At 71.7% G+C, this 12911-nt stretch carries 11 protein-coding genes; 8 read left to right on the top strand and 3 right to left on the bottom strand.

The genetic code is table 11. The annotated features are described in order from the left end of the window. Nucleotide 1: 1 nt before the first annotated feature. Genes AB0D31_RS15950 through AB0D31_RS15925 form a run of 6 tightly spaced genes read left to right on the top strand, consistent with a single transcriptional unit; the run spans nt 2 to nt 6878 of the window. Nucleotides 2-727 carry a LysM peptidoglycan-binding domain-containing protein gene (locus AB0D31_RS15950; protein WP_362722579.1) on the top strand — a complete coding sequence of 242 codons (726 nt, stop codon included), beginning with the start codon at nt 2-4 and terminating at the stop codon, nt 725-727. Further along, nucleotides 724-2658, top strand: a complete 1935-nt coding sequence (locus AB0D31_RS15945; RefSeq protein WP_362722577.1) for a VgrG-related protein — start codon at nt 724-726, stop codon at nt 2656-2658. Before AB0D31_RS15950 ends, AB0D31_RS15945 begins: the two co-directional genes overlap by 4 nt. A gap of 10 nt (nt 2659-2668) precedes the next feature. Continuing rightward, on the top strand, nt 2669-3109 hold the full coding sequence (locus tag AB0D31_RS15940; RefSeq protein ID WP_362722574.1) for a GPW/gp25 family protein: 441 nt from the start codon (nt 2669-2671) through the stop codon (nt 3107-3109). Next, nucleotides 3109-5055 carry a putative baseplate assembly protein gene (locus tag AB0D31_RS15935; protein WP_362722571.1) on the top strand — a complete coding sequence of 649 codons (1947 nt, stop codon included), beginning with the start codon at nt 3109-3111 and terminating at the stop codon, nt 5053-5055. Before AB0D31_RS15940 ends, AB0D31_RS15935 begins: the two co-directional genes overlap by 1 nt. Beyond that, nucleotides 5052-5621, top strand: a complete 570-nt coding sequence (locus AB0D31_RS15930; RefSeq protein ID WP_362722570.1) for a phage tail protein — start codon at nt 5052-5054, stop codon at nt 5619-5621. The genes AB0D31_RS15935 and AB0D31_RS15930 overlap by 4 nt, the downstream gene beginning before the upstream one ends. Nucleotides 5622-5627: 6 nt before the next feature. Continuing rightward, a complete protein-coding gene (locus AB0D31_RS15925; RefSeq protein WP_362722567.1) occupies nt 5628-6878 on the top strand; it encodes a zinc ribbon domain-containing protein in 1251 nt (416 codons plus the stop codon). Between the two features lie 67 nt (nt 6879-6945). Here AB0D31_RS15925 and AB0D31_RS15920 read toward each other — a convergent pair whose 3' ends face one another. Continuing rightward, on the bottom strand, nt 6946-7527 hold the full coding sequence (locus tag AB0D31_RS15920) for an XRE family transcriptional regulator (RefSeq protein ID WP_362722564.1): 582 nt from the start codon (nt 7525-7527) through the stop codon (nt 6946-6948). Nucleotides 7528-8136: 609 nt separating this feature from the next. On the opposite strand from AB0D31_RS15920, the gene AB0D31_RS15915 reads away from it, so the two are divergent. Next, nucleotides 8137-8781: a class I SAM-dependent methyltransferase gene (locus AB0D31_RS15915; protein WP_362722561.1), complete on the top strand. Its 645-nt coding sequence runs from the start codon at nt 8137-8139 to the stop codon at nt 8779-8781. A 47-nt stretch (nt 8782-8828) separates the two neighbouring features. On the opposite strand, the gene AB0D31_RS15910 is transcribed toward AB0D31_RS15915, so the two are convergent. Then, complete coding sequence (locus tag AB0D31_RS15910; RefSeq protein WP_362722559.1) at nt 8829-9662, bottom strand: helix-turn-helix transcriptional regulator; 834 nt, start codon at nt 9660-9662, stop codon at nt 8829-8831. A 132-nt stretch (nt 9663-9794) separates the two neighbouring features. Here AB0D31_RS15910 and AB0D31_RS15905 point away from each other — a divergent pair, with 132 nt between their 5' ends. Next, entirely contained in the window at nt 9795-10859 is a 1065-nt protein-coding gene (locus tag AB0D31_RS15905; RefSeq protein WP_362722556.1) for an aldo/keto reductase, read from the top strand. A 164-nt stretch (nt 10860-11023) separates the two neighbouring features. On the opposite strand, the gene aspS is transcribed toward AB0D31_RS15905, so the two are convergent. Continuing rightward, entirely contained in the window at nt 11024-12793 is a 1770-nt protein-coding gene (gene aspS / locus AB0D31_RS15900; RefSeq protein WP_362722553.1) for an aspartate--tRNA ligase, read from the bottom strand. Nucleotides 12794-12911 lie beyond the last annotated feature (118 nt).

Genomic DNA, 12911 nt, shown 5'->3' with positions numbered 1-12911 from the left:
CATGGCCGCTCCCGTCGGAGGCAAGGCCGCCAAAGGCCTCTCCCGCGCCACCCTCGCCATCCATCAACCGCCCACCGACCTGGGCGGTTCCATGGGCGGGCGGATCGGCGAGGTCAAGTTCCAGTTCAACCCGTCGCAGGTGCAGCTGGGCCGGTCCGCCAACTGGATCACCACACCCGCGATCTCCTACAGCCGGGGCGCGCCGCCCAAGTTCACCGGCGCGATGCCGGCCTCGCTCCAGCTGGAGGTCTTCCTCGACGCGTCGGGCACGCCGACCTCCACCACCGTGCAGAGCCAGGTGGAGTTGCTGCTCTCGTGCTGTGAGGTGACGTCGCAGAGCATCAGCGCGAAGGCGCCGTCGCCGCCGTGGGTGGAGTTCAGCTGGGGTTCGTTCTCGACGGTCCAGTTCATCGCGTACGTCACCAGTGTCAACGCCAACTACACCCTGTTCAGCCCCAACGGCATTCCGCTGCGCGCCACTTGTACCCTCGCGCTGACCGAGGTCTCCAGCGAGACCAAGCGGCAGAACCCGACGTCGGGCGCGCTGTCGGCGCGCCGGGTGCACCGCACGGTCGCCGGGGACACGCTGGCCTCCCTCGCCTGGCGCGAGTACGGCGACGCCACCCAGTGGCGGGTCATCGCCGAGGCCAATGAGATCGACGACCCGATGCGGCTGCGCCCCGGCACCGAGCTGCTGCTGCCCGCTTCCTCGGAGGGAACCACGTGACCGAGAAGACCTTCACCACCGTCCTCCACGTCCAGCTGGGCGGCTCCGTCCTTCCCGACGAACTCGCGCTGCGGCTCGTCGAGGGCTGGGTGGACTCCTCGGTGAACGTGCCGGCCGCCTTCCAGCTCACGTTCAGCGACAAGGACTCCAAGGTCACCACCAAGTTCCCGATGCTGAAGATCGGGGCGAAGGTCGTCATCAGCCCGTTCACCGACGGCAAGCGTGGCGAGCCGATGCTGACCGGCGAGGTCACCGGTCTGGAGATGGACTCCGAGCCCGGCCTGGGCCGCCATCTGCTGGTGCGCGGCTACGATCCCGGTCACCGTCTGCTGCGCAACCGCCGCGTCGAGGGCTACCCGAACATGACGGCCTCCGACATCGTGCGCCGCATCGCCGGGCAGAACGGCCTGAAGATCGGCAAGATCGAGTCGACGCCCACGGTGTACGACCTGGCGACCCAGCCCAACATCACCGACTGGGACTTCCTGTCGCGGCTCGCCGCCGAGAACGACGTGCGGCTGTCCTTCGACAACATGGGCAAGCTCAACTTCACCGGGCTCGACCCCGCCTCCGGCGCCCCCTCCGACACCACCCCGGCGGCGCAGAGCCCGTACGTCCTGGACTTCGGCGCCAACAACCTGCACAGCCGGGCCACGATGACGGCGGCCGGGCAGGTGCGGAAGGTCAATGTGCGCGGCTGGGACATGCGCACCCGGCAGAGGCTCCAGGCGCCCCTGCCCGCGGTCGAGAGCAAGGACATCGTCGCCGACATGAAGCCGGGCCAGGTGACACTGCCCTTCGGCGCATCCGAGCTCACCGCCACGCAGGTCCCGTACACCACGCTCTCGCAGGTCATGCACGCCTCGCAGGCCCTGGCCGACGACGTGGCGGGCTCCTACGCCGAGCTGGAGGTCGCCGTCACCGGCAACCCCAAGCTCACCCCGGGCACCCCCGTCGCCGTGAAGGGCGCGGGCTTTCCCTTCGAGGGCAAGTACACCGCGACCGGTGTCCGTCACGTCTTCGCCTCCGGCGACCTGTACACGACGTGGCTGACCGTGTCGGGCCGCCAGTTCCGTTCGCTGTACGGGCTCGCCTCGGGCGGCACCGACCAGGCGCCGCCGATGCCGGGCGTCGCGGTCGCCCTGGTCACCAACACCAAGGACCCGCTGCGCATGGGCCGGGTCCGGCTGTCGTTCCCGTGGCTGTCCGCGACGTACGAGAGCGACTGGTGCCGGGTCGCGCAGTTCGGCGGGCGCGACGGCGGCGGGCTGCTGCTGCCCGAGGTCAACGACGAGGTGCTGTGCGCCTTCGACCGCGGCTCCCTCGAGCACCCGTACGTCATCGCCGGGCTCTACAACGGCGTCGACAAGCACACCCGCGAACCCGACAACTATCCGGCCGTCGACCCGACGAGCGGGCAGATCAACTGGCGCTCCCTGACCGGCCGCAGCGGGCACACCGTGGAGATCCTCGAAGAGGGCGGGGCGGCGCGGCTGTCCAGCGGCATCCGGCTGCGCACCGGCAAGGGCCGGCTGCACATCCAGATGAACGAGGCGAAGACCTCGATCACCATCAACAGCAACGGCAGCGTCGAGATCAAGGGCAACCGGTCCGTCGACATCGAGGCGGGCGCCGACCTGTCCCTGAAGGCCGGCGGAATGATCAACATGAAGGCGGGCGGCGAAATCCAGATCGCCTCGGGCATGGGCGTGACCATCGACGCGGGGCTCGCCTTCAACGCGACGGCCGGCGCCGAGGCGTCCATCGCCGCGGGCGCCGCGGTCACGGTGGACGCCGTGGCGGAAGTGGCCGTCAACGGCGGCGCCAACGTCGCCATCAACGGTGGGACCGTCCTCATCGACGGCATCGGGGGCCTGGCCCTGAACACCCTGGCGGGCATGCCGCTCGCCAACGGCATGCCGGTCCTTTAGGAGAGTCGAGATGAGCGAACATTTCGTCGGGGCCGGCTGGGCCTTTCCGATGCGCACCGAGCCGGGCGGCGGCATCGCCCTGGCCCGGCGCGACCGCGAGATCGAGGAGTCGATGCGCCTGGTGCTCGCGACCGCGCCGGGCGAGCGGCCGATGCGCCCCGAGTTCGGCTGCGCGGTGCACGACATGGTGTTCGCGCCCGTCAACGACGCCACCGCGGGGCGCATCCGGTACGAGGTGCGCACCTCGCTCGACCGCTGGGAGCCCAGGATCGAGGTCGAGGACGTCACGGTGACCCCGGCGCCCGACGAGCCGACCGTGCTCTACATCGACGTGCGCTACTCGGTGCGGGGCACCAACAACCCGCGCAGCCTCGTCTTCCCCTTCTATGTGATTCCCTCCGAGGGCGGCGACGAGCCAGGCCCGACGGCCGGCGAAAGCGAACGACACTGATGGCCCTGCCCGCACCCCACCTCGACGACCGCCGTTTCCAGCAGTTCGTCGACGACGCCAAGCGCTACATCCAGCAGCGCTGCCCGGAATGGAGCGACCACAACGTCTCCGACCCGGGTGTCACCCTGATCGAGGCCGTCGCGCACATGGCCGACCAGGTCGTGTACCGCCTCAACCGGGTCCCCGAGAAGAACCAGTTGGCCTTCCTCGACCTGCTGGGCGTGACCCTGTTCCCGCCGTCGGCGGCCCGCGCGTCGGTGACGTTCTGGCTCTCCGCCCCGCAGCCGGAGCCGGTCGTGCTGCCCCGCGGCACCGAGGTGGCCACCGGCCGCACCGAGACCGAGGAGGCGGTGGTCTTCGCCTCCGAGGACGATCTGACGATCGTGCCGTGCAGCCTCTCGCATCTGCTGCGCCAGCCCGCCGCGTCCAAGCCGGAGGACTGCTCGCAGGACGTGCTCGGCGGCACCGACGTGTCGGTGTTCAGCTCCGGCCCGCTCCCCGGCGACGTGCTGCTGTTCGGCCTGACGGCTGCGCTGCCGCACTGCACCGCCGCGCTGCGCCTGGACAGCCGTGTCGACGGTGTCGGCGTCGACCCGCGCCAGCCCCCGCTGGTGTGGGAGGCCTGGACGGCCGACGGCTGGACCGAGTGCGAGGTCGCCGAGGACTCCACCGGCGGCCTCAACCGCCCCGGCGAGGTCATCCTGCACATGCCGGCCGCGCACGCCGTCTCCCGGATGGGCGGCCTCGACGCGGGCTGGCTGCGCTGCCGGGTCGTGGAGGCCGCGCCCGGCCAGCCGTTCTACAGCGTCTCGCCGACCGTGCGCGGCGCCTCCGCCTTCACCATCGGCGGCACCACCCGCGTCTCGCACTCGGACACGGTGCGCGACGAGTCGCTCGGCGACTCCGAGGGCGTGCCCGGCCAGCGGCTGCTGCTCGCGCACGCGCCCGTCGTCGGCGGCGTACGCCTGGAGATCTCGGCGGGCGAGGGCTGGGAGGAGTGGGAGATGGTGGGCGACTTCGCCTCCTCGGGCCCCTTCGACCGGCACTTCACCCTGGACGCGGCCACCGGCGAGATAGCCTTCGGCCCGGGCGTGCGCCAACCCGACGGCTCGGTACGGCAGTTCGGCGCCGTGCCGCTCAAGGGCGCCGCCATCCGCGCCTCCCGTTACGGTACCGGTGGCGGCCGCTCCGGCAATGTGGCCCGGGGCTCCATCCAGGTGCTGCGCAGCTCCATCCCGTACATCTCCCGCGTGGAGAACCGGGAGGCGGCGCGCGGCGGGGTCGACGGCGAGACCGTCGAGGAGGCCAAGACGCGGGCGCCGATCGCGCTGCGCGCCCAGGAGCGCGCGGTGACCGCCCGCGATTACGAGGAGCTGGCGCGCCGCGCCGCCCCCGAGACCGCACGCATCGCCTGCCTCGCGGCGGACGACGTCGAGTCGGGCGACAACGCGGTACGGGTCCTGGTCGTCCCGCAGGCCGTGCCCGACCGGGGCGGCCGGTTGCGCTTCGAGCAACTGGTGCCCGGCGGCGAGCTGTTGGGCCGCGTCACCTCCTTCCTCGACGAGCGCCGCCCGCTGGGTACCCGCCTCGCGGTGGGCCCGCCGTTCTACCAGGGCGTCACCGTGGTGGCGACCCTGCACTCGTTCCGCGCCGCCAAGGCCGACTACGTACGCGACGAGGCGCTCAACGCGCTGTACTCCTACCTGGACCCGCTGACCGGCGGCGCCCACGGCACGGGCTGGCCCTTCGGCCGGCCGCTGCGGGCGGGCGAGATCTTCGCAGCGCTGCAGCGCGTCCCGGGCGTCGAGCTGGTCGACGAGGTGCTGCTGCACCCGGCGGACCCGCTGACCGGCCGCCGCGGCGACGCCACGGACCGCATCGAACTCTCCCCTTCCGCCCTGCTCTTCCCCTTCGACCACCGCGTCCGCGTCATCGAGGCCCGATGAGCGCGCGCGGCTCCGTCGACGACCTGGCGTCCTCGCACCCGCTGGGCATCCAGCTGCCCGCGGTGTACGCCGACGACGACTTCGCCCAGCGGTTCGTCGAGGGCCTCGACGTGGTCCTTGCCCCCCTGTTCAACGTGCTCGACTGCCTGGAGGCCTACTTCGACCCGGCGCTCGCCCCCGAGGACTTCGTGGACTGGCTCACCAGCTGGGTCGGCACGGAGCTCGACGGCACCGAGTCCCTTGAGCTGCGCCGGCACGCCGTGGCCACGGCGGTCTCGCTGCACCGGGTCCGCGGCACCGCGCTCGGCCTGTCCCGCGCCGTCGAGCTGGCCTTCGGGGTGCGCCCCGAGATCACCGAGAGCGGCGGGGCGTCCTGGTCGGCCCGTCCGCTCGGCCCCTTCCCGGGCGAGCACCGGGCTTCGCTCCGGGTGACCCTCACGGTCGCCGATCCGTCCACCGTCGACCCCTACCGCCTCCAGGCGGTGGTGGCGGCGGCCCGCCCCGCGCACCTCCCTTTCACGGCCGAGGTATCCGCCGGCAAGACCCTCACCCCCGAAGGGAACTGACCTCTCATGTCCACCCCGGCCATGGTCCCCTGCCCCGACTGCGGCACCCCGGCGCGCGCCACCGGCCAGTCGTTCTGCGACTCCTGCGGAGCCTTCCTGCGCTGGAGCGCCCCGGCGGGCCCGGCGAAGCCGGCCGCGCCGGCCGACACCGCCGCGTCCACGCCGCCGACCGAGCCCGCGTCCGAGCCGGCCGAGCAGCCTGCCGGCGGCCCCGCCGCCGCGCGGAGCATCGCGCCGGACGCGCCCACGCCGCCCGCCGGCACCCCCGTCTTCGTGCCCGGCGCGACCGGCTCCGAGCAGCCCCCGGCCCCGGCGGCCCCGCCCGCCCGCCCGGACGCGGTGACCGTCCCGACGCCCGCCGTCACGGACGACGCAGGGGAGACCACCCCCCTGCCCGAGGCCCGCGTCACCTCGGCGACCGACGCCGCGCGGGCTCTGCTCGTCCCCGTGCAGGAGCCGTCGGCGCCCCGGCCCAACGAGGCCCCGGGTACGGTCCTGCCCGGGCGCCCCGAGGCGGCCCGCCCCCGGGTCCGCCCCTCGACGCCCGCTCCCGCCCCGGAGAACGGCACCCCCTGCCCGGCCTGCTCCACCCCCAACCACCAGCACCGCGTCTTCTGCCGGAGCTGCGCGACCCCGCTCGGCCCGCGCCGCGAGGACACGGCGACGGGGCCGTACGCCGGTCAGCGGCCGCCGCTGCACCGGGACAGGAAGCGCTGGATCGCCCGCGTTCTGGTGGCGGCGGCCGTGGTGGCGCTGATCGTGGGCGGCGTGTTCGGCGGCCCCCCGGCGGCCCGCGCGGTACAGGACCACTTCGCCAAGCGGGTCGCCGTCCACCCGACCTCCTGGACGGCCTCGCACTGGGACCCGAAGCACGCCCCGGGCCTGGCCGGCGACAGCTACTCCAACACCTGGTGGGGCACCGGCTACGCGGGCGACGCCCAGGGCACCTACCTGGAAGCCACCTTCGGCCAGCCCACCGACCTGCTGGCGCTGCTGATCACCCCAGGCACGTCGAAGCGCGCGGGCCAGCAGTCGGAGCAGGCAAGGCCGCAGGAGTTCGACCTGGTGGTGACCGACACCAGCGGCAAGCAGCACGTCTCGCACCGGTCGATCAACGACGGCGGCGTCCAGCGCATCGACGTCCGCGTCCGCGACGCGGCCTCGGTCCGCATCATCCTGCGCTCGGCCTTCGGCTCGGCCAAGGACAAGCAGGTGGCCATCGCGGAGGTGGAGTTCTTCGCCCGCTCGAAGACCTGACGCCGGTCGGGCCCGGGTCCCTTCTCCGCACAGAGGGCGGGGCCCGGCCCGGGGTGTTCTCAAGGGCCTACCGCCCCATGGGCACACCCCGGACCCACAGCTCTTCCGCGTGCTCGGCGAAACGGTCGAACATGCCGCCGGGGCCGTGCCGCCGCAGATGCAGAAGCGGCGAGTCATGGCCGACCAGGCGGGCCAGATGCGGCGTGACCAGCGCGTCGCCATCGAACCTGAAGACGGACAGGCTCACATGGTTGACGGCATCCCCAGGCGCGCTGAACCGCGCCTCAAGGCCGTCCACGGCACCGAGCCGCGCCAAGTGTTCCTGCGTGATCCGGATACGGGTGGACACGGTCAGCGCCACGTCCTCGACGGCCTCCCGCTGCCGTGTCACCTCGCCGTCGGGATCGCCCAGGAGAAACCGGACCCGGCAGCCGGACTCGGCCTTCCTCCGTACGAGCGCCTCAAAAGCGGGGACCTGGCTCCAGAAGAAGTAGTTGGTGTACCCCGCGAGGAGAATGTCGGATCCCGCGCGCTCCACCAGGTCGGTCCAGACCGTGGAAGGGCACGCGGAACGATAGGGGTAGCTGTGGACCAGTTCACGGTCCCCGCCCGTCTTGATGCGGTCCTTGACCGCCCGCGGCCAGATCACGTCCTCATCCACTCCCAACGCCTGACAGGCATCCACGCGGTTCCTGGCGTGAGGGGTCACCTCGGCGTCCCCGAGCCATCGCTCCACTTGCTTCACGGATACCCCTACCCGCAAGGCGAGTTGTCGAGCGGACAGCCTTTTGCCGTCCATGGCCGTACGAAGGGCCAGGTTCACTGTCAACCCCCTTGTTGCGAGCGTTCGGGCCGTGCCCGACCGTATCGACGGACGTCCCAACTGCCGCCCCGGATGACGGGAGATACGCCTCAAAGGGTGTCGCACGATCGACCCGACACGCCCCGCACCGGGGCCTGAAGGAGCGCCCATGCATGCCATCCAACCGCCGTCGCCCTACGAGCCGCACACGACTCCGGAACCACTTCACGGGGAGGAGGGGTGCGGGCCCTGCACGGTGATCATTGCCCAATTGAGCCAAGCCCAGCAGGACCGCAACCCTTCTCAGGAGGTGGATGCCAGGGTGCGGCTCCGCCGTCATGTGCGGGAAGTCCACGGCCGGGAAATCCCGCTCTTCCCTGACGCCTGACGGGCCTGGGCCGCACAACCCGCACATGACGTGCCGCTCATCCGAATGGGTCGGCTAGCGTGCCGCCCATGAGCGCGGACGCATGGCTGGCGGACACCCGGACCTCCTACGACACCGTCGCCGCGAGCTACGCCGACCATCTGCGCGACGCCATCGCGGACGAGCCGTATCTGCGGGCGGTCCTGGCGCTCTTCGCCGAACTCGTGCGGGACGCGGGCGGCGGGACCGTCGCCGACGTGGGATGCGGGCCCGGTCGTGTCACCGCGCACCTGGGGGAGTTGGGGGTGGACGCCCTCGGCGTCGATCTCTCGCCCGGCATGATCGACGTGGCCCGCCGCGACCATCCGGCGCTGCGCTTCGAGGTCGGTTCGATGACGGACCTCCCCCTGGCCGACGCCTCCGTCGCCGCCGTACTCGCCTTCTGGTCCCTCATCCACATCCCCGACGAGGCGATTCCCGGGGTCTTCGCCGAGTTTCACCGCGTGACGCCGCCGGGCGCACCCCTGCTGCTCGGCTTCCACCTGGGCGACGAGACCCGCCTGAAGACCCAGGGGTACGGCGGTCACCCGATGAAGGTCCACATCCATCTGCGCCGCCCCGCCCACGTCACGGCTTGGCTGCACGATGCCGGGTTCACCGTCGAGGCCGAGTTCCTGCTCGACCTGAACCAACGGCCACCAGGAGCGGTCCTGTTCGCGCGCCGGGGTCGATAGGCACGAACTCCGCTGCCCCGGGCATAAGTTGGGGGACCGGAGCGCGCTCAGACCCCGCTCAGCCGGCTCAGGGCCGCCCGGCTCTCCTCGTCCGCCGGGCGGAAGAGCAGTAGGCGCTGATCCGGGTCGTGCAGGGGCGCCAGGACTTCGGCACCGAGCCGTACCTGGCCCACCTCGGGGTGGTGCACCACCTTGTGCCCGCGACCGCCGGACGCGATGTCCCGCTCGGCCCACAGCAGCGCGAACTCCGGGTCGTTCGAGAGGAGTTCGGTGATGAGGCCGGACAGCCTCCGGTCCTGCGGGTGGGCGGCCCACGCGGCACGCAGGTGCGCGACCCCGTCCCGTACGACGCGCTCGCGGTCGGCATACCGCGCGCGGATCTCCGGATGTGCCAGGCACAGCCACATCGCGTTGCGCCGCGCCGGCGGCACCGTACCGAAGTCCAGGAGCAGCGCCGCCATTTCGCGGTTCCAGGCCAGGATGTCGTAGCGGTGGTTCAGGAGCATGGCCGGCAGCGGCGACAGGTCGGTCACCAGCTGGGCCAGGGGCGGCGCCGCCGTGGTGGCGGGGGAGCCGGTGGTACGGGGGCGCCGCTGGGCCAGGTCGAAGAGGTAGGCGCGTTCGACGGGGGCCAGGCGCAGCGCACGGGCCAGGGCTTCGAGTACGTCCGCCGAGGGCCGCAGCCCGCGCGCCTGTTCAAGGCGTACGACGTAGTCGACGCTGACCCCGGCCAGCTCGGCGACGTCCTCGCGGCGCAGCCCCGGGGTCCGCCGGGTCCCCCGGCGCGCGGGCAGCCCCAGGTCGGCGGGGTCGAGCCGTTCGCGCCGGGTCCGCAGGAACACGGCCAGCTCCTGTGTCGCGTCCACGGCGGAGATCGTCATGCCCGGTCCAACAGCCGGGGTGGGAACGCTGTTCCCAGGATCGCCCTTCCCTTATGCCCGCTTCATGGCAGGCGCAGGGTTGCTCTCAGCGGCGGATCACGAACGGGCTCCGCGCCACCACAGGAGGACACCATGTCGCTCACCCTCGACACCTACCGGCTGCTGGGCCGCTCCGGACTGCGGGTCTCACCGCTGGCGCTCGGCACGGCGACGTTCGGCACCGAGTGGGGCTGGGGCGCCGGGGAGGAGGAGTCGCGCCGGCTGTTCGACCGGTACGTCGAGCACGGCGGCAACTTCATCGACACCGCCACCACCTACACCGACGGCAGCTCCGAGCGGATGCTGGGCGCCTTCGCCGGGGACCGCCGCGAGAGCCTGGTGCTCGCCACGAAGTACACGACGCTGCGCCGCCCGGGCGACCCCAACTCCGGTGGCCCGCACCGCAAAAGCCTCTTCGCGTCGGTGGAGTCCAGTCTGCGCCGGCTGAACACGGACTACCTGGACCTGCTCTATCTGCACGTGTGGGACTTCTCGACGCCGGTCGAGGAGATCCTGCGCGGCCTGGACGATCTGGTCCGGCAGGGCAAGATCCTCTACGTGGCGATGTCCAACGTCCCGGCCTGGCAGGTGTCACGGATGCAGGCCATCGCCGACCTGCGGGGCTGGTCGCCGCTGGTGGCGCTGCAGATCGAGTACAGCCTGGTCGAGCGCACCGGGGAGCGCGACCTGATCCCGATGGCCCGCGAGATGGGGCTCGGCGTGGTCCCGTACTCGCCCCTGGGCGGCGGGCTGCTGACCGGCAAGTACAGCCGCTCCGACCTGCCCGGCACCGACATCCCCTCCGGCGGGACCAGCCGCAAGGACCACAACGCCGCTCTGGGCATGGTGAGCGAGCGCAATCTCGCCATAGCGGACACCGTGCGCGAGGTGGCCGGGGAGACCGGCCACACACCGGCCCAGGTGGCCCTCGCCTGGACGTTGCGGAACCCGGCCGTGACGGCCCCCGTCATCGGCGCCCGCACGCTCGCCCAGCTGGAGGACAACCTCGGCGCCCTCGACGTCGAACTCACCGCCGCCCACCTGGCCCGGCTCGACGAGGCCGGCGCGATCGAGCCCGGCATCCCGCACGGACTGCTGGCGAGCGCGCATGCCCGCGGGGCGACGAGGGGGAAGCTGACGATCCAGCCGCGCGGCTGAGTACGTGCCCCGGCGCCGTGAACTCCGGGGGCCGCCGACCGCATGCGGCGCCGACGCAGGACTCGTCGGGGATCGGCGTGGGACTCGCGGGCCGGAAACGAACCGACCCCCCGGGCACGGGGCCCAGGGGGTCGAAAGGGGCTCAACTCCCCTGCTACAGCTGACTACTTGTTGTCGGCCACCGGCTTGCGCAGCGCGATGTTCAGCTCACGCAGGCGCGACTCGTCCAGCTCGCTCGGCGCGCCCATCATCAGGTCCTGCGCGTTGCCGTTCAGCGGGAACGCGATGGTCTCGCGGATGTTCGGCTCGTCCGCGAGGAGCATCACCATGCGGTCGACGCCCGGCGCGATGCCGCCGTGCGGCGGGGCGCCGAGGCGGAACGCCTTGAGCATGCCGCCGAACTCGCGCTCCACGGTCTCCCGGTCGTACCCCGCGACCTCGAACGCCTTGAACATGATCTCGGGCTCGTGGTTGCGGATCGCGCCCGAGGAGAGCTCGATGCCGTTGCAGACGATGTCGTACTGCCAGCCCAGGACGTCCAGCGGGTCCTGGGTCTGCAGGGCCTCCAGGCCGCCCTGGGGCATGGAGAAGGGGTTGTGCGAGAAGTCGATCTTGCCGGTCTCCTCGTCCTTCTCGTACATCGGGAAGTCGACGATCCAGCAGAACCGGAACACGCCTTCCTCGAAGTGCCCGGCGCGCTTGGCGGCCTCGACGCGGACGCCCGACATGATCTTGGAGACCTCGCCGAACTCACCCGCGCCGAAGAACACCGCGTGCCCGGGGACGAGGCCGAGGCGCTCGGTGAGGACCTTGACGTTGTCCTCGGTGAGGAACTTCGCGATCGGGCCGGACAGCGAACCGTCCTCGCCGACCCGCACCCAGGCCAGGCCCTGCGCGCCGAGCGAGACGGCGTACTGGCCGAGCCCGTCGAAGAACTTGCGGGACTGGCCGGCGACGTCCGGCACCGGCAGGGCGCGCACGTGCTTGCCGGCGAACGCCTTGAACTCCGAGCCCTCGAACACGTCGGTGATGTCGGCGAGTTCGAGCTTGGCGCGCAGGTCGGGCTTGTCGTTGCCGTACTTCAGCATCGACTCGCGGAACGGGATCCGCGGGAAGGGCGAGGTGACGTGGCGGCCGCCGCCGAACTCCTCGAACAGCTCGGTCATGAGCTTCTCGATGGGCTGGAAGACGTCCTCCTGCTCGACGAAGCTCATCTCGACGTCGAGCTGGTAGAACTCGCCCGGCGAACGGTCGGCGCGGGCGTCCTCGTCGCGGAAGCAGGGCGCGATCTGGAAGTACCGGTCGAAGCCGGAGATCATGAGCAGCTGCTTGAACTGCTGCGGGGCCTGCGGCAGCGCGTAGAACTTGCCCGGGTTCAGGCGGGAGGGCACCACGAAGTCGCGGGCACCCTCGGGGGAGGTCGCCGCCAGGATCGGCGTCGCCATCTCGTTGAAGCCGAGCGCGACCATCTTCGAGCGGATCGAGGCGATCACGGCGCTGCGCAGCATGATGTTGCGGTGCATGCGCTCGCGGCGCAGGTCGAGGAAGCGGTACTCCAGGCGCCGCTCCTCGTTGACGCCGTCCTCGGCGTTGATCGTGAACGGCAGCGGGTTCGCGGCGCCGAGCACCTCGACCTCGCCGACCTCGATCTCGATCTCGCCGGTCGCGAGCTCACCGTTGACGTTGTCGGCGCCGCGCGAGACGACCTTGCCGTCGACGCGTACGACGGTCTCCTTGGACAGCTTGTCCAGGGCCTCGGCGCCGGCGGTGCCGGGGCGGGCGACCAGCTGCGTGATGCCGTAGTGGTCCCGCAGGTCGATGAAGAGAATGCCGCCCAGGTCTCGGCGATTGTGCAGCCAGCCGCTCAGCCGTACGTCGCTGCCGACGTCGGTGGCGCGGAGCTCGCCGCAGGTGTGGGACCGGTAGCGGTGCATCGTTCATCCAATTCTTCGCGAACTGTGGTCGCGACTTCTTCGCGAGATTCTTCGCGAGACAGGCGGGAATCAACCCGCCCAGGTTACCGCCCGGTGCGGGACCCCCATCCCGCGTGCC

It is taken from the genome of Streptomyces sp. NPDC048361, from assembly GCF_040651795.1.
GTDB lineage: Bacteria > Actinomycetota > Actinomycetes > Streptomycetales > Streptomycetaceae > Streptomyces.
Note: the sequence above shows the minus strand (reverse complement) of the source record. Positions and strands in the feature narration are given on the sequence as shown.